Annotated in this window: 15 protein-coding genes; 7 read left to right on the top strand and 8 right to left on the bottom strand. The window is 73.2% G+C overall.

Translation table 11 applies throughout. From position 1 onward, the window contains the following. Nucleotides 1–70: 70 nt before the first annotated feature. Nucleotides 71–580 carry a hypothetical protein gene (locus tag AB0M92_RS27975; RefSeq protein ID WP_366105078.1) on the bottom strand — a complete coding sequence of 170 codons (510 nt, stop codon included), beginning with the start codon at nucleotides 578–580 and terminating at the stop codon, nucleotides 71–73. A gap of 348 nt (nucleotides 581–928) precedes the next feature. On the opposite strand from AB0M92_RS27975, the gene AB0M92_RS27970 reads away from it, so the two are divergent. Genes AB0M92_RS27970 through AB0M92_RS27955 form a run of 4 tightly spaced genes read left to right on the top strand, consistent with a single transcriptional unit; the run spans nucleotide 929 to nucleotide 5162 of the window. Then, on the top strand, nucleotides 929–3676 hold the full coding sequence (locus AB0M92_RS27970) for a nitrate- and nitrite sensing domain-containing protein (protein ID WP_366105077.1): 2748 nt from the start codon (nucleotides 929–931) through the stop codon (nucleotides 3674–3676). Continuing rightward, complete coding sequence (locus AB0M92_RS27965; protein ID WP_030871925.1) at nucleotides 3673–4110, top strand: roadblock/LC7 domain-containing protein; 438 nt, start codon at nucleotides 3673–3675, stop codon at nucleotides 4108–4110. The genes AB0M92_RS27970 and AB0M92_RS27965 overlap by 4 nt, the downstream gene beginning before the upstream one ends. A 10-nt stretch (nucleotides 4111–4120) precedes the next feature. Then, nucleotides 4121–4555: a DUF742 domain-containing protein gene (locus AB0M92_RS27960; RefSeq protein WP_366105076.1), complete on the top strand. Its 435-nt coding sequence runs from the start codon at nucleotides 4121–4123 to the stop codon at nucleotides 4553–4555. Further along, nucleotides 4536–5162, top strand: a complete 627-nt coding sequence (locus AB0M92_RS27955) for an ATP/GTP-binding protein (RefSeq protein ID WP_366105075.1) — start codon at nucleotides 4536–4538, stop codon at nucleotides 5160–5162. The genes AB0M92_RS27960 and AB0M92_RS27955 overlap by 20 nt, the downstream gene beginning before the upstream one ends. Before the next feature lie 322 nt (nucleotides 5163–5484). Here AB0M92_RS27955 and AB0M92_RS27950 read toward each other — a convergent pair whose 3' ends face one another. Genes AB0M92_RS27950 through AB0M92_RS27940 form a run of 3 tightly spaced genes read right to left on the bottom strand, consistent with a single transcriptional unit; the run spans nucleotide 5485 to nucleotide 7547 of the window. Beyond that, nucleotides 5485–6675, bottom strand: a complete 1191-nt coding sequence (locus AB0M92_RS27950) for a lipid-transfer protein (protein ID WP_366105074.1) — start codon at nucleotides 6673–6675, stop codon at nucleotides 5485–5487. Then, entirely contained in the window at nucleotides 6672–7136 is a 465-nt protein-coding gene (locus AB0M92_RS27945; protein ID WP_366105073.1) for a zinc ribbon domain-containing protein, read from the bottom strand. The genes AB0M92_RS27950 and AB0M92_RS27945 overlap by 4 nt, the downstream gene beginning before the upstream one ends. 33 nt (nucleotides 7137–7169) lie before the next feature. Next, nucleotides 7170–7547, bottom strand: coding sequence for a DUF962 domain-containing protein (locus AB0M92_RS27940; protein WP_366105072.1), 378 nt, complete (start codon nucleotides 7545–7547; stop codon nucleotides 7170–7172). A 72-nt stretch (nucleotides 7548–7619) separates the two neighbouring features. On the opposite strand from AB0M92_RS27940, the gene AB0M92_RS27935 reads away from it, so the two are divergent. Next, nucleotides 7620–8132: an NUDIX domain-containing protein gene (locus tag AB0M92_RS27935; RefSeq protein WP_366105071.1), complete on the top strand. Its 513-nt coding sequence runs from the start codon at nucleotides 7620–7622 to the stop codon at nucleotides 8130–8132. Between the two features lie 68 nt (nucleotides 8133–8200). On the opposite strand, the gene AB0M92_RS27930 is transcribed toward AB0M92_RS27935, so the two are convergent. Beyond that, nucleotides 8201–10597, bottom strand: coding sequence for a glycoside hydrolase family 31 protein (locus tag AB0M92_RS27930; protein ID WP_366105070.1), 2397 nt, complete (start codon nucleotides 10595–10597; stop codon nucleotides 8201–8203). Between the two features lie 208 nt (nucleotides 10598–10805). On the opposite strand from AB0M92_RS27930, the gene AB0M92_RS27925 reads away from it, so the two are divergent. Then, on the top strand, nucleotides 10806–12788 hold the full coding sequence (locus tag AB0M92_RS27925; protein ID WP_366105069.1) for an acetoacetate--CoA ligase: 1983 nt from the start codon (nucleotides 10806–10808) through the stop codon (nucleotides 12786–12788). Between the two features lie 63 nt (nucleotides 12789–12851). Then, the gene (locus AB0M92_RS27920) at nucleotides 12852–13817 is read left to right on the top strand and encodes a hypothetical protein (RefSeq protein ID WP_366105068.1); all 966 of its coding nucleotides are present in this window, start codon (nucleotides 12852–12854) and stop codon (nucleotides 13815–13817) included. 110 nt (nucleotides 13818–13927) lie between these two features. Here the strand turns inward: AB0M92_RS27920 and ptsP are convergent, their stop codons facing one another. From ptsP to AB0M92_RS27905, 3 genes are all read right to left on the bottom strand, one after another. Beyond that, nucleotides 13928–15598 (bottom strand): phosphoenolpyruvate--protein phosphotransferase, encoded by a 1671-nt coding sequence (gene ptsP, locus AB0M92_RS27915; RefSeq protein WP_366105067.1) that lies wholly within the window; start codon nucleotides 15596–15598, stop codon nucleotides 13928–13930. A 75-nt stretch (nucleotides 15599–15673) separates the two neighbouring features. Continuing rightward, complete coding sequence (locus AB0M92_RS27910; RefSeq protein WP_134074564.1) at nucleotides 15674–16123, bottom strand: PTS glucose transporter subunit IIA; 450 nt, start codon at nucleotides 16121–16123, stop codon at nucleotides 15674–15676. A 334-nt stretch (nucleotides 16124–16457) separates the two neighbouring features. After that, nucleotides 16458–16676: hypothetical protein (locus tag AB0M92_RS27905; protein ID WP_366105066.1), on the bottom strand; the 219-nt coding region annotated here is incomplete at its 5' end.

Here is a 16676-nt window from a genome sequence, read left to right as displayed (position 1 = left end):
GCACGTCCGTCCCGGCAGTCCCCGGGGGCCCTACTCCCGCCGGGCCCGCCGTGGGCGGCCCGTACGGGCGTCAGCCCCGGCCCGAGCTCGCCCGGTAGCGCCGGTCCGCACCCGGCGGCGGCCACACGGCCGGCCGGGAGCCCGGGGCCGCTTCGCCGCCGCTCCTCGGTATTCGGCCCGCTCCCGCTCCGCCCGGCTGCCGGCGGGCCGCCGTACGGGCCTCGTCGCGGGCCCGGCGCCGCTCGCGCCGGCGGCCGCGCGCCGTACTGCTCGGCTCCGACACCACCCCGTACCGCTGGTTCCACATCTGCCGGGTGATCATCACGTCCAGCACGCCCCAGGTGGCCACCACCGTCCCGGCTATCGCACCGAGCGCCATCGGCAGGGCCAGCCAGGAGCCGGTCAGCGTCAGGAAGAACGTGACCGTCGCCTGGGTCAGCGTCACGGCCACGATCAGCACCGCCCGCACCGCCGAGTCCCGCACGGGATCCGGCATCCGGCGGCGCAGCGCCGCCTCCTCCTGCCACAGCGACCGGCCTCGCGCGCCCGCCGTCGCACCGTCGTCCTCGTACATCCCCATGCCACGCTCCCCCTGCCCCGTCCCCTCAACCAGCTAGACGTTCGAAACCGCTCAGAGATTCCCGTATCCACTGGGACTTCTGCCCCGCACCTGCCCATCGCGGAACGAAGAATTCCAGCCATCCATTCGGTTGCGGGAACTGACACCCCACCAAGTGTCATCTGCCACATAACGGACCGCTCTTGACCGGATGTGTCGGACAACTGGTGATCTACGCCCCGGCACCCGGCCGAAAACGTCCGGACACGTCTTCGAAGCCGCTCCCCGGCAGTAGTAGGCTCACGCCGTTTAAATGACGGAACACCGACCCCCGACAACGGGGTTGAGCTGGGGGAGGCTGGGGAGGCCATGCGCTTTCGCGGGAAGTCCATCCGCCGGAAGATCGTGGCGTTGCTCCTTGTGCCGCTCGTCTCCCTCACCGCCCTGTGGGGCTTCGCGACCGTGCTCACGGGCCGCCAGGCCGTCGAACTCCTCGACGTCGCCTACGTCATCGACAAGGTCGGCTACCCCGTGGAGGACGTCGTCCGCGTCATCCAGAAGGAGCGCCGCCAGAGCCTCGTCGTCCTCGGCGACCCCCGCGCCTCCACCGCGACCGCCGAACTCGCCAAGCGCCGCGCCGCCACCGACGAGCTCGTGGACCGCATCAGCAAGAACGCCAAGGACCCCGAGGTCTCGGACGAGCTGGCCCCGGAGGCCGCCCAGCGCCTCGACTCCATCCTGGACGCCTTCCACGGCATCGGCGCCCTGCGCCGCTCCGTCGACCAGAACACCCTCGACCCGAACCAGGCACTGGAGCTCTACAGCCGTCTCGTCGACCCCTGTTACGACTTCCTCCTGAACCTCCACGCCCTTGAGAACGTGGAGATGGACAAGCAGGGCCGCGCCCTCGTCGGCGTCACCCGCGCCCGCGAGACGCTCTCGCGCGAGGACGCCGTCATCGCCGCCGCCCTCGCGGCCCGCAACGTCACGGCAGCGGACGTCCGGCACGTCTCCGATTTCGCCGCGAACCGCTCCCTGCTCTACGAGTTCAACCTCGCGATCCTCCCGGCCGACGACCGCGAGCAGTTCGAGCAGTACTGGGGCGGCCCCGACTCCAAGCCGCTGCGCGACCTGGAGGAACGGTTCGTCGCCGCAGGACCCGGCAAGAACCCGCGCATCACCGCCGCCCAGTGGGACGAGGCCGCGGGCAAGGTCCTCGACGACCTCGCCACCATGGGCACCGCGGCGGGCGACCGCTACCAAAAGCGCGTCGAACCCGTCGCCATGGACGTCCTCGTCCAGGCGGCCATCGCCGGCGTCCTCGGCTTCATCGCCCTCGTCTTCTCCGTCGTCCTCTCGGTGCGCATCGGCCGCGACCTGGTCCGCGACCTGTCCCGGCTCCGCAAGGAGGCCCACGAGGTCTCCGGCGTCCGGCTGCCCGCCGTCATGCGCCGTCTCGCCGCCGGCGATCACGTCGACGTCGAGACCGAGGCCCCGCGCCTGGAGTACGAGAAGGACGAGGTCGGCCAGGTCGGCCAGGCCCTCAACACCCTCCAGCGCGCCGCCGTCGAAGCCGCCGTCAAGCAGGCGGAGCTCCGTCGCGGCGTTTCCGAGGTGTTCGTCAACCTGGCCCGCCGCAACCAGGTCCTGCTGCACCGCCAGCTGACCCTGCTCGACACCATGGAGCGGCGCACCGAGGACGCCGAGGAACTCGCCGACCTCTTCCGCCTCGACCACATGACCACCCGCATGCGCCGCCACGCCGAGGGCCTGGTGATCCTCTCCGGCGCGGCCCCCTCCCGCCAGTGGCGCAAGCCCGTCCAGCTCATGGACGTCGTGCGGGCCGCCGTCGCCGAGGTCGAGGACTACGAGCGCATCGAGGTGCGCAGGCTGCCCCGGCTCGGCATAGCCGGCCCCGCCGTCGCCGACGTCACCCACCTCGTCGCCGAACTCCTGGAGAACGCCACCGTGTTCTCCCCGCCGCACACCGCCGTCCAGGTGCACGGCGAACGCGTCGCCAACGGCTTCACCCTCGAAATCCACGACCGCGGCCTCGGCATGAATCCGGAAGCCCTCCTCGACGCGAACCTCCGGCTCGCGGAGACCCCCGAGTTCGAGCTCTCCGACACCGACCGCCTCGGCCTCTTCGTCGTCAGCCGCCTCGCGCAGCGCCACGCCGTCAAGGTCGTCCTCCAGCCGAGCCCCTACGGCGGCACCACCGCCGTGGTGTTCCTGCCGGCGGCCCTGCTCACCGAGGCCCCCGAGACCAACGGGACCGGCCTGCGCCTCGGCGACGGCAAGGGCGGCCGGGCCGGCCTGGGCACCAAGAACGGCCGGGGCCCCGCCCGGCCCGCCCCGGCCGCCGTGGAGCGCGCCCCGGCCGGCCGCACGCTCGCCGCCCCCGAACTGCGCGGCCCGGTGGAACTGGAAGCCCCGCTCGGTGTCCTCGGGCTGGACGAGCCGGCCCCCCTCGACGAGCTCACCACCGGGATCGCCGGCCTCACCGGCATCGGCGGCCGCCCCGCCATGGCCACCCTCGACGACGAGACCCCGCCGAACGGCACCCCGCGCAGCGCCTTGCTGGGGCTGCGCCCGGCGGACCGGGCATCGCACACCGACCGCAAGGGCGGCCAGGACCGCGAGGCGACGGCCCCCACCGGCCCGGTCCGCCTCGACCGCCACCGCGCCGACCCGGTCCGCGGCGCCCGCCCCGACGCGCCCCGCCCCGCGGGCGCCGTGCCGCTGCCGCGCCGCAGGCCCACCCCGACGCTGGTCGCCGACCACGGCCGCCGCGTGGAGCCCCGCCCGGTCACCGCGGTCCCGAAGCCCGGGGCGGAGCCGGATCGGGCCGCCCAGGGCCCCGGCGGTCTGCCCAAGCGCGTCCGCCAGGCCAACCTGGCGCCCCAGCTGAAGAACGCCCAGGCCTCCGCTCCCGCCGAAGCCGCCACTGACCAGGTGGTCCACCGCGACGCGGAAGAAGTACGCACGCGCATGTCCGCACTCCAGCGCGGCTGGACGGCGGGCCGCACCCAGCAGGCACAGCAGCAGTCCGGAACCGGGGCAGGCACTTCCGCCGCCCCAGGTCCCGGATACGAGAACGAGGGGGACGGTCGATGACCGCACCGCAGACCGGCAACGACACCCGGGGCCGCGGCTCCGGTCCGCTCAACTGGCTCCTCGACGAGCTCGTGGACCGGGTCGCCAGCATCCGCAAGGCCGTGGTCCTCTCCGGCGACGGCCTGCCCACCGGCAGCTCGAAGGACCTGACCCGCGAGGACAGCGAGCACCTGGCCGCCGTGGCCTCCGGCTTCCACAGCCTGGCCAAGGGCGTCGGTCGCCACTTCGAGTCCGGCAGCGTCCGCCAGACCGTGGTCGAGCTGGACGAGGCGTTCCTCTTCGTCATGGCCGCAGGCGACGGCAGCTGCCTTGCCGTGCTCTCCGACGCCGACTCCGACGTCGGGCAGGTCGCGTACGAGATGACCCTCATGGTCAAGCGGGTAGGCGACCACCTGGCGACCGCTCCCCGCTCCGGGCTGCCAGCCGGAGGGTGAGGCGGACGGCATGAGCGATCCAGGCCCGAACGATCCGGCCGAGAACGATCCAGGCCGGTACGATCCCGCCCACCCGCACTGGTTCGACGACGAGGCCGGTCCCGTCGTGCGCCCGTACGCCATGACCCGCGGTCGGACCAGCCACGCCGGCCAGCACCGGCTCGACCTGATCGCGCTCGTCGTCGCCGAACCGGCGGCCGACGACCCGGTCTGGGACCTGACCCTTTCCCCGGAGCACTCCCACATCCTCGGACTGTGCCGGGAGCGGCCGCAGTCGGTCGCCGAGCTCGCGGCCGAACTCGACCTCGCGGTCGGGGTCGTACGCGTCCTGATCGGCGACCTGGCCGATGAGCAACTGGTCCATGTGAACCGGCCGGTACCCCCGGCCGAACTGCCCGACGAATCCATTCTGCGTGAGGTGATCGATGGCCTTCGGGCGCTCTAGCCGCACCGGTGCCATGCATGCCGTGTCGCCGGTCGAGCCGCTGACCCTGAAGATCCTGGTCGCGGGCGGCTTCGGGGTGGGCAAGACCACCCTGGTCAGTGCGGTGAGCGAGATCAGACCGCTGCGGACCGAGGAACTGCTGTCGGAGCCGGGCATCGGCATCGACGACACCGGGGGAGTGGAGGGCAAGAGCACCACCACCGTGGCGATGGACTTCGGTCGCATCACGCTGCGCGAGGACCTGGTGCTGTACCTCTTCGGCACGCCCGGACAGGACCGCTTCTGGTTCCTGTGGGACGAGCTGGCCCAGGGTGCGCTCGGCGCCGTGGTCCTCGCCGACACCCGCCGCCTCGCCGACTGCTTCGCCGCCGTCGACTACTTCGAGCGGCGGGGGATCCCGTTCACGGTCGCCGTCAACTGCTTCGACGGAGCCGAACGGCACCCGGTGGTGACCGTGCGGGAGGCGCTCGACCTCGATCCCGAGGTGCCGGTGCTGCTGTGCGACGCCCGGGACCGGGAGTCCGTCAAGGACGTGCTGGTGGGAGTCGTGGAACACGCGATGTCGCTGGCGCGGGCCCGGCGCCGGACCCTGACCGCGGGGTCCTGAGGGCGCCGGGTCCTGAGGGCGCCGGGTCCGGAGGGCGCCTGGTCGCGAGGGCGCCTGGTCGCGAGGCGCCGAGGCTTGCGGGCGCCGCGCCCCCGGCCCACAGGAGGCGGCCCGTACCCCCGCCGACTGGGGTACGGGCCGCGGCTCTCATGGGGGGTCGGAGGGCCTCGGCCGGGAGTCGTACGCGGCGGGAGGCTGTGGAGCGAGTGTGAACCCGCCTCCGGGGGCCGTCAAGCGTTCCGACAACAGCCCCTGTTCAGGCTCCGCGCCCCGGCCGCTCCGTCCCGCCCGCGAAGCCGCGGGCGTCAGGCGAGGACCCGCTTCACCGCACCGCGACGACGGCCGATCCGTGCCCGAACAGCCCCTGGTTCGCGGTGATCCCCGCCCGCGCCCCCGGCACCTGCCGGTCCCCGGCCGTGCCGCGCAACTGCCAGGTCAGCTCGCACACCTGGGCGATGGCCTGCGCCGGCACCGCCTCCCCGAAGGAGGCGAGCCCGCCGCTGGTGTTCACCGGCACCCGGCCGCCGAGCGCCGTCGCGCCCTCCCGTACGAGCTTGGCCCCCTCGCCCTCGGCGCACAGGCCGATGTCCTCGTACCACTCCAGCTCCAGGGCGGTGGAGAGGTCGTACACCTCGGCGAGCGAGAGGTCCTCCGGCCCGAGCCCGGCCTCCTCGTACGCGGCCCGCGCGATCGACGCCCGGAACGAGCCCGGCGCAGGAACTGCGGCGGTCACCGAGTCCGTGGCGATGTCCGGGAGGTCGAGGACCGTACGGGGATACGTCGGCGTCACCGTCGACACCGCCCGGATCCGCACCGGGTCGCAGACCCCGCGCGAGCGCGCGAAGTCCATGCTGCTCAGGACGAGCGCCGCGCCCCCGTCCGAGGTGGCGCAGATGTCGAGCAGCCGCAGCGGATCGGCGACGACCGCCGAGTTCGCGACCTCCTCGGCCGTGACCGGCTTGCGGTAGCGGGCGAGCGGATTGAGCGCGCCGGCCGCCGCGTTCTTGACCTTGACCTGTGCGAAATCCTCCAGCGTGTCCCCGTGGACCGCCATCCGGCGGCGCGCGTAGAGGCCGAAGTACGCCGGGTTCGTGGCGCCCAGTACGCGAAACCGCAGCCAGTCCGGATCGTCCGGCCGGTCCCCGCCCGCCGGGGCGAAGAACCCCTTGGGCGCCGCGTCCGCGCCGACCACCAGGACGACGTCGGCCAGCCCGGCCAGGATCTGCGCCCGCGCCGCCCCGATGGCCTGGGCACCGGAGGCGCAGGCCGCGTACACGCTGGTGACCCGGGCGCCCTGCCAGCCGAGCGCCCGGGCGAAGGTCGCCCCGGCCACGTAGCCGGGGTATCCGCAGCGCACGGTGTCGGCCCCGACGATCGACTGGACGTCGGCCCATTCCAGCCCGGCGTCGGCGAGCGCGGCGCGGGCCGCGGCCCGCCCGTACTCGACGAAGCTGCGGCCCCACTTGCCCCACGGGTGCATACCGGCCCCGAGGACGGCGATGTCGGCGCTCACGCGGAGCCTCCCGCGGGCCGGAACCGCCAGGTGGTCCACGCGGTCCCGGTGTCCGCGTCCTCGTTCAGCACGCCGCCGACGACCTCGACCTCCATCCCGACCGCCAGATCGGCGACCGTGACCCCGGGAACCGTCTGCCCGAGCACGACCATCCCCTCCGCCTCCAGCTCCACCGCGACCAGGGTGTACGGCTCCCAGGGAGCGCCCGGGTCGGACACGTACGGCGCGGGCGGCCGGTAGCGCCCGTCGGTGTAGGACCACACCCGGCCGCGCGGGGACAGCGGCACCTCGGCGAGGTGGCCGTCGCCGGGGCAGTGCGGATTGCGGCAGTACGCGTCCTCGCGCGGGAAGAACACCGCGGCGCAGGCGGAACACCGGGTGCCGAGCAGCCGGAAGCCGCCGCCGTCCGGCGCATCCTCGGTGAACCACCCGCTGACGACGGGGGTGCGTGTGCTTTCCAAGGGACCCTCCCTGGGCAGTCATCTGACGGAGCGTCAGGTTCCCTGGGAGTCTGTCACGGGCGGGCAGCCCTGGCACGGGTTCTCGGCAAGCCACTTCTGCGCGATCCCGGCCAGCTCGGCGTCCCGCCCGGCCAGCATCATCCGGATCATCCGCGCGTCCCCGCGCAGCGACCAGCCGGGGTGGCCGAAGGTGGCCGGGTTGTTCCCCTCGATCAGGAAATGCGCGGGCCAGGCGGTGCCGTAACCGATCAGCGGGAGCGCGGCGAGGAACCGCTTGCGGCCGCGCGCCACCCCGTAGGCGGTCAGGGCGAGCCCGGTCAGGGTGCCGGAGAGGTGGATCCAGCGGGTGGCGGCGCGGGAGTGCTGGGCGACGTAGTAGGGCCAGAACTCTTCGTACGAGGCGAAAGTCATGCGGGCACGGTACTCACGGCCACAGGAGGGCAACAGGGACCGGAATGCCGGAGGTTGGCATACGATCGCCCCATGCCGGCACAGCAGAGGGACTCACACTGCTCCACCTGCGGATCGCTGTTCGACACGACCGCCTGGCCCCGTACGTGCGCCTCCTGCGGGACCGTCACGTACCGCAATCCGCTCCCGGTGGCCGTCACGCTGCTCCCGGTCGAGGACGAGGCCGGTACGGGACTGGTGGTGATCACCCGCACCATCGAGCCGGCCCTCGGGGGCATCGCCCTGCCCGGCGGTTTCATGGACTTCGGCGAGGACTGGCGCGACGCGGTCGTCCGCGAACTGCGCGAGGAGACGGGCATCCACGCCCCGGCCTCCGACGTCGCCTTGGCCGATGCCATGAGCTCCCCGGCGGGCCACCTGCTGCTCTTCGGCCTGCTGCCGTCGCGCCCGACGGCCTCCCTCCCGCCGTCGGCCCCGACGGACGAGACCACGGGCTGGCACGTCCTGCGCACTCCGACGGAACTGGCCTTCCCCCTCCACACCCGGGCCGCGGCAGCCTGGTTCGCGGGCCGCCACACCCCCTGACGGCGGCCCGAAACCGGTAGGGGCCCCGCGGCCTGTCCGAAGCCTCCCCGCGGCCTGCCGGAGCGGCGCTACAGAAGCCCCGGCACGCCCTCGACGGCTCCGGCCACGGGCCCGAGACCCCGTACCTCCACCCCCTCCACCGGCTCGCCGGCCTCGTTCTCCACCACCACCGCGTCGCCCACCCAGCGCACCGCGTACCGCTCGACCTCCCCCGCCTCGAACCCCGGCCCCGGATCCCGGATCACCACCCCGCCGCCCGCGCGGCCCCGGGCCGGAGCCCACGCCTCCAACGCCACCCCGCCCCCGGCGGAGCGCACCGGCAGTACCGCCCCGGCCCGCGCCAGCACCGGGATCCGCCCCTGCGGGGCGTCCAGCAGGATCTGCCCGGGTCCCTCGTACGCCGTCCCCGTCGCCGTGTCGTACCAGCGCCCCCGCGGCAGCCGGACCGCCCGCCGGTCCGCCCCGCACTCCAGCACCGGCGCCACCAGCAGCGCGTCGCCGAGCAGGAACGCGTCCTCGCAGTCCCGCAGCGCCCGGTCCTCCGGCGCCCCCCACCACAGCGGCCGCACGTACGGAGCACCCGTCCGCCGCGCCAGCTGGGCCAGCGTCAGGAAGTACGGCCGCAGCCGCTCCCGCTCCGCCAGCACCTCCCGCGCCCGCTCCTCCGCCTCCGGGCCGAACTCCCAGGGCTCGCGCCGCCCGGCCCAGATCGCCGAGTGGGTCCGGAACAGCGGCAGGTACGAGCCCAGCTGCAGCCACCGCAGATACAGCTCCGGCGACGGCGAGCCCCCGAAACCGCCCACGTCCGGCCCCGAGTACGGCACCCCGCACAGCCCGAGCCCCAACACGAGGGCCAGCGAGGCCCGCAGCCCCTCCCAGCCCGACTCCACGTCCCCGGACCACGTGCCCCCGTACCTCTGCATCCCCGCCCACCCCGACCGGGAGAACAGGAACGGCCGCTCGGCCGGCCGCAGCCGCACCAGCCCCTCCCAGCCCGCCCGCGCCATCGCGAGCGCGTACACGTTGTGCGCCGCCCGGTGGTCCCCGCCCGCCCCGTCCATCGCGTGCCGCGCCGAACGCGGCAGCGTCATGTCCCCGAAGGGGGCGAAGGACACCGGCTCGTTCATGTCGTGCCACACCCCGGCGAAACCCTGCTCCAGCCGCTCCGCGTACAGCCCGCCCCACCAGGTGCGCACCGCCGGATCCGTGAAGTCCGGGTACGCGCACTCCCCGGGCCAGACCTCGCCCCGCACCTCCTGCCCCAGCGCGTCCCGTACGAAGGCACCACCCGCCCCCACCGCCAGGCCCGCGGCGTGGACGGGGTCGCCCGCCTTCACCGCCGGGTCGACGATCGACACCAGCCGTACGCCCTGCCCCGCCAGCTCCCTCGCCAGCCCCGGCAGGTCCGGGAACCGCTCCGCGTCCACCGTGAAGACACGGTGCTCGTCGTAGTGGTCGATGTCCAGGTGGACGGCCGACAGGGGGAGCCCGCGCGCGGTGTAGCCCGACACCACCCGCCGCACCTCCTGCGCGCTCCCGAACCCCCACCGCGCGTGCTGGTACCCGAGCGCCCACTCGGGCGGTACGGCGGCCCCGCCGGTCAGCCCCGACCAGCCCTGCAGCACCCGCGCCGGCGTCCCCACCAGCACCCAGCACCGCAGCGGGCCGCCCTCCATGCGCAGCTCGCTCGCCCCCGGCCGGTCCGCCCCCGAACCGGCGCCCTCCTCGCCCTCGCGCAAAGCCACCCGGCCGTCCCAGGAGTTGTCGTGGAACACCAGGTGGGTTCCCGCGTCCGCCACCACCAGCTGCACCGGCATGGTGATGTACAGCGGATCGTCGCCCGGCCCGAACCCGCCCTTGGGGTCCGTGTTCCACAGCCGGTACACCCCGTCGCGCAGCCGCGGGCCTCCGGCCCGCCCGCCCAGCCCGAAGAAGCGCGCGTCCGCCGGTACCTCGGACCGCTGGAGCCACCGCGCCTCCACCGCGGCCCCCGCGACCGGCTCCGCCGGCTCCCACCAGCGCGGCGGCAGCTCCCGGCGCAGCACCGTCCCGCCCGGCGTACGGACCTCGATCGCGCCGTGCCGGGACACCGCCACCGTCACCCGCTCGGAGACCACCCGCCAGCCGCCGCCGGTGTCCGGCTCCAGGGCGGCCCGCGGATCGGGCTCCGGGCCGCCGTCGACGAGCGCGTACGAGGGCGTCGGCCCGGCCCCGTCCCAGCTCCAGAACACCGCGCCGCCGGCCGTGACCCGGACGAGCAGCTCCGAGCGGGCGAACCTGAGCACCCCGCCGCCGGGCCGCGGCTCCGTACCGGTCAGCAGACCCGGCACGCGGGCGCGCTCGGCGCCGCGGCGCGGGAGCCCCAGCGCGTCCGTGCGCCGGTGGCGCCAGGCCGAGCGCCACGCGCGCCGCCCGCGCTCCGTACCGATTTCCTTCACCGCACGCACCAGATCACGACCGTTCATGCTGCTCACCCTGCCACCGGCCGCCCGGCGAGCGGGCGGCGTTCAACTTCCGTTCACTCGTCCAAGAGGCCCCTGGTGCGGAGGTGGATCACATGGCATGGTCCCTGTGAGCCACCGCGCACACCCACCGCGCGACGGCGCCGAACGCACGCCACGCACACATCACGCACACGACGCGCGAGCCGCAGACTTGACCGGGAGCCGACCCATGACCTCAGCCACCCCGCCGGAACCCCTCTGGTCCCCGGGCCCCGACCGGATCGCCGCGGCCCGCATCACCGCCTTCCAGGCCTGGGCCGCCGACCGGTTCGGAGCCCCCGCGGACGGCGGCTACCCCGCCCTGCACCGCTGGTCCGTCGACGAGCTCGACACCTTCTGGCAGGCCGTCGCCGAGTGGTTCGACGTCCGGTTCACCACCCCGTACGAATCCGTCCTCGCGGACCGCTCCATGCCGGGCGCGCACTGGTTCCCGGGCGCCACCCTCAACTACGCCGAGCACGCCCTGCGCGCCGCCGAGGACCCGGCGCGCGCGGACGACGCCGCGCTCCTCTACGTGGACGAGACCCACGAGGCCACCCCCGTGGCCTGGGGCGAGCTCCGCCGCCAGGTCGGCGCACTCGCCGCCGAGCTGCGCGCCCTCGGCGTACGCCCCGGCGACCGGGTGAGCGGCTACCTCCCGAACATCCCCGAGGCCGTCACCGCGCTCCTCGCCACCGCAGCCGTCGGCGCCGTGTGGACCTCCTGCGCCCCCGACTTCGGCGCCCGCAGCGTCCTCGACCGCTTCCAGCAGGTCGAGCCCGTGGTCCTGTTCACCGTCGACGGCTACCGCTACGGCGGCAAGGAGCACGACCGCCGCGACACCGTCGCCGAACTGCGCGCCGAGCTCCCCTCGCTGCGCGCGGTCGTCCACATCCCGCTGCTCGGCACGGCGGCCCCCGACGGCGCCCTGGCCTGGTCGGACCTGGTCTCCGGCACCACCGAGCCGGTCTTCGAGCCGGTCCCGTTCGACCACCCGCTCTGGGTGCTCTACTCCTCCGGTACGACGGGCCTGCCCAAGGCGATCGTGCAGTCCCAGGGCGGCATCCTCCTGGAGCACCTGAAGCAGCTCGGCCTGCACTGCGACCTCGGCCCCGAGGACCGGTTCTTCTGGTACACCTCCACCGGCTGGATGATGTGGAACTTCCTCGTCTCCGGCCTGCTCACCGGGACGACGGTCGTCCTGTACGACGGCAGCCCGGGTTACCCCGACACCGGGGCCCAGTGGCGGATCGCCGAGCGGACCAAGGCCACCCTGTACGGGACCTCCGCCGCGTACGTCATGGCCTGCCGCAAGGCGGACGTCCACCCCGGCCGGGACTTCGACCTCTCCGCCGTGAAGTGCGTGGCCACCACGGGCTCGCCGCTGCCTCCCGACGGCTTCCGCTGGCTGCACGACGAGGTGGCCGAAGACCTCTGGATCGCCTCCGTCAGCGGCGGCACCGACGTGTGCAGCTGCTTCGCCGGCGCCGTCCCCACCCTCCCCGTCCACATCGGCGAGCTCCAGGCGGCCGGCCTCGGGACCGATCTCCAGTCCTGGGACCCGTCCGGAAAGCCGCTCGTCGGGGAGGTGGGCGAGCTCGTCGTCACCAACCCGATGCCCTCCATGCCGATCCGCTTCTGGAACGACCCGGACGGCAGCCGCTACCGCGACAGCTACTTCGAGATGTTCCCCGGCGCCTGGCGCCACGGGGACTGGATCACGATCACCGACCACGGCTCCGTCGTCATCCACGGCCGCTCCGACTCCACCCTCAACCGGCAGGGCGTCCGGATGGGCTCCGCCGACATCTACGAAGCCGTCGAACGCCTCCCCGAGATCAAGGAATCCCTGGTCATCGGCCTGGAGGAGGCGAACGGGGGCTACTGGATGCCCCTGTTCGTCCACCTCGCGCCCGGCGCCACCCTCGACGACGACCTCCGCGGCCGCATCAAGGCGACGATCCGCGAGGAGCTCTCCCCGCGCCACGTCCCCGACGAGGTCATCGAGGTCCCGGGCATCCCGCACACCCTGACGGGCAAGCGCATCGAGGTACCGGTCAAGCGCCTCCTCCAGGGCACGCCCATGGCGAAGGCCGTCAACCCGGGCTCGGTCGACAACCTCGACCTCCTGCACTTCTACGAGGAGCTGGCCCGCACCCGCACCGGCGACTGAGGTCACTGTCAGTGGTGATGGTTACTCTGAGTGAGCAATCGAATGCGCCACTCAGGGGGAGCCATGCCACGGACACGTCACGACCCGAGCCAGACCACCGGTAAGGCCGGTCCGGCCGAACGGCCGGACCGGGCCACGCGGGCCGGTGCCCGCACCCGGAGGCGGCTGCTGCGCCGCGAAGTCCCCCACACCGTCGGCCTCCTGGCCGACGCCGGGGACTTCGCGGCCATGCGCGGCTACCGCAGCTTCACCTTCGACCACCGCGACGACTACGGCGACTACCTCCGGCACGTCGACGGCCTGCTCCGGTCCCTCGCGGCCCAGGGACTCCACACCACCGTCGCCCTCTTCGACCCCGACGAGTACGCCGAGTTCTGCACGGAACAAGGCGTCGACCCCGACACCGCCGAAGCGCGCACCCGCTTCACGGCCGAACTGGCCGGCGCGGGAGCCGTACTGCCGTACACCGGCCAGCCCATCGACGAGCTCGTCCCGCTCCTCGTCGACGAGGCCGTCCGCCAGGCCACCTGGGAGTACGCCACCACCCTGCTCGCCGGCGTCGGCAGCTGCGCCGACTGCGGCGAGGACATCGGCCGCGCCTCCTTCACCCGGGCCACCGAATCGCTCACCCGCCTCGTCGACGGCGCCGGGCCCGGCCACCACCACCTCGTGTGCAGCGTCCCCACCCAGGACGAACAGCTCGTCGCCGTCCTGCACGCCGAGGTCACCGCGGACCGGGACGGACCACCCCGCATGGAGGGCCGCGACGGGCTCGACTTCGTGACCGTCCTCGCCGCCGGACTCGCCCTCGGCGGCCCCGGGGGACTGGTGCTGCGCAGCACCACCGAGGGATCGGGCGACCGGGTCCACGGCTGGCGCCTGGACCGCGGCCGCCTGGTCCCCCTCTCCGCGGCCGCCGTGTTCAACGCCTACTGCACGGACGCCGACACCGGGGACCCCGTGGCCCCCGAGCCCGGCGTCGACTACCGCCCCGGCTACGAGGTGGACGACCCGACCCCGCACCACTGACCGTGAGCACCGCCGACCTGTAAAGGAGGACGGGACCGCGGACGACCGGACACGAGCGAGGGGCCCCCGCCACCGGCGAAGGCCCCTCGCTCGAACACCACCCTGCTCGGCTACTCGCCGGACAGCACCGCCTGGGCGGCCACACGGGCCTCCTCGGCGGTGTCCGCCGCACGTGCCGCGGCCGCGGCACGCTCACACTGGGCCAGCGTGTACTTGGCGAGCGTCGCGCGCACGTAGGGAATCGAAGCGGCACCCATGGAGAGAGAGGTGACACCCAGACCCGTCAGCACACAGGCCAGCAGCGGATCCGAAGCGGCCTCGCCACAGACACCGCAGCTCTTGCCCTCCGCCCTGGCGGCCTCGGCCGACATGGCGATCAGGTCGAGCAGCGCGGGCTGCCACGGATCCTGGAGCCGCGACACCGCACCGACCTGTCGGTCCGCGGCGAACGCGTACTGCGCCAGGTCGTTCGTGCCCAGCGACAGGAACTCGACCTCCTGGAGGATCGAGCGCGCCCGCAGCGCGGCGGAGGGGATCTCCACCATCGCGCCGAACTTCGCCCGCAGCCCGGCCTCGCGGCACGCGTCGGCGAACGCCTTCGCGTCCGTCCGGTCGGCCACCATGGGGGCCATGACCTCCAGGTAGACCGGCAGGCCCTCGGCCGCCTTGGCCAGCGCCGTCAGCTGCGTACGCAGTACGTCCGGGTGGTCCAGCAGGGAGCGCAAGCCCCGCACACCCAGCGCCGGGTTCGGCTCGTCGGCCGGGGTCAGGAAGTCCAGCGGCTTGTCGGCGCCCGCGTCCAGGACACGGACGACCACGCGGCCCTCGGGGAAGGCTTCGAGCACCTTGCGGTACGACTCGATCTGCTTCTCCTCGGACGGCGCCTTCTTGCTGTCGTCCAGGAACAGGAATTCGGTGCGGAAGAGACCCACACCCTCGGCCCCGGCCTCCACGGCCGCCGGCACGTCGGCCGGACCGCCCACGTTCGCCAGCAGCGGCACCTTGTGACCGTCGGAGGTCGCACCGGGACCGGACGAGGACGCGAGAGCGGCCTTGCGCTCGGCGGCCGCGGCCTCCAGCTCGGCGCGCTTCTCTGCGGTCGGCTCGACGAACAGGTCGCCGGTGCTGCCGTCGACGGCGATGACCGTACCCTCGGCGATCTCACCCGCACCCGGCAGCGCCACGATGGCCGGCACGCCCAGTGCCCGAGCGAGGATCGCGCTGTGGCTGGTCGGGCCGCCTTCCTCGGTGACGAAGCCGAGGACCAGCGCCGGGTCGAGCAGCGCGGTGTCGGCGGGAGCGAGGTCCCGCGCGATCAGCACGTACGGCTCGTCGCTGTCCGGCACGCCCGGCATCGGTACGCCCAGCAGCCGCGCCACGATCCGGTTCCGTACGTCGTCCAGGTCGGCCACCCGGCCGGCCATGTACTCCCCGGCTCCCGCGAGCAGGTCGCGGTACGAGGCGAACGCGTCGTACACACCGCGCTCGGCCGTGCTGCCGACGGCGACGCGCCGGTCGACGTCCGCCATCAGCTCGGGGTCCGTGGCGATCATCGCCTGGGCCTCAAGCACGTGCTGGGCCTCGCCGCCTGCCAGCTGGCCGCGTGCGATCAGGTCGGCGGACACAGCCTCCACGGCCTTGCGGGCGCGCCCCTGTTCGCGCTCCGCCTCGTCCGCGGTGATCTGCTTGGCCGGCGGTTCGAGAACCGCCGTGCCCATGTGCCGCACCTCGCCGATCGCCACACCGTGGCTCACGCCGACGCCTCGCAGCGTTGTCTCCATTTCACCCGTCTCCGATTGAGCGGCGGGCCCAGCCGCCGCGGTGGATGTCCGACTCGCCCGTGCAGGCGGACGAAGTCACTGCCAGCTGAACAGGGCGTCGTCGGCCTTCACGTCTCCGGACTCGACGACCCCGGAGAGGGAGTCCGCGGTCGCTTCAAGCGCCACGACAGGGCAGATCGGCGACTTGCCGGCGTCCTCGACGGCCTGCGGGTTCCAGCGGATGACGGCCTGGCCGCGGGTCACGGTGTCGCCCTTGTTGACGAGGAGCTCGAAGCCCTCGCCGTTGAGCTGAACGGTGTCGATCCCGAGATGGGTGAGGACGCCGTGCCCTTCGCCGTCGACGACGACGTACGCGTGCGGGTGCAGGGAGACGACCACACCGTCGACGGGGGCCACCGCCTCCGACGGCTCGCGCACGGGGTCAATAGCGGTGCCCGGACCCACCATCGCGCCGGAGAACACCGGATCGGGCACTGCCGCGAGTCCGATGGCGCGCCCGGCGAGTGGGGACGTCACGCTGGTCATGGGGGGCCTCCCAGGGGTGGGGCTTCAACGTGTCGTCGTCACAACCAGTGCTGCAACGACGTACTTTCAGAAGGGTATGTCATGACACGTCCCGGTTCGCTCGATGTGCCCCCCCTCGGAGGGCACACCACGCGACCCGTGACGACGTAGTGGACTAGACCATACGCCTGAATCGATTTGCTTGGGCACCACGGGCCCTGTACTGTCGTGACTCCCGCCAGGACGTGCCGCGTGAACTTGTCGCGAACAGCCGATGGACGGGAATCCTCCTCTTCAGTACCGATCTTGATCCGTGCTGCTCTTCGTATTGCCTTCTCGGTAATCGGGTGAGTGGTCAGGGAGACGGAAAAGCCCTGATAGAGTCGGAATCGCCGGAAAGGGAAAACGCGAAAGCGAAGAACCTGGAAAGCAAGCGGAACTGACTCTGATAGAGTCGGAAACGCAAGAACGAAGAACGAAAGCCCGGAGGAAAGCTCGGAAGAGCGAGTACAAAGGAAGCGTCCGTTCCTTGAGAACTCAACAGCGTGCCAAAAATCAACGCCAGAAGTTGATA

This window comes from Streptomyces sp. NPDC051582 (assembly GCF_040681715.1).
Taxonomy (GTDB): domain Bacteria; phylum Actinomycetota; class Actinomycetes; order Streptomycetales; family Streptomycetaceae; genus Streptomyces.
Note: the sequence above shows the minus strand (reverse complement) of the source record. Positions and strands in the feature narration are given on the sequence as shown.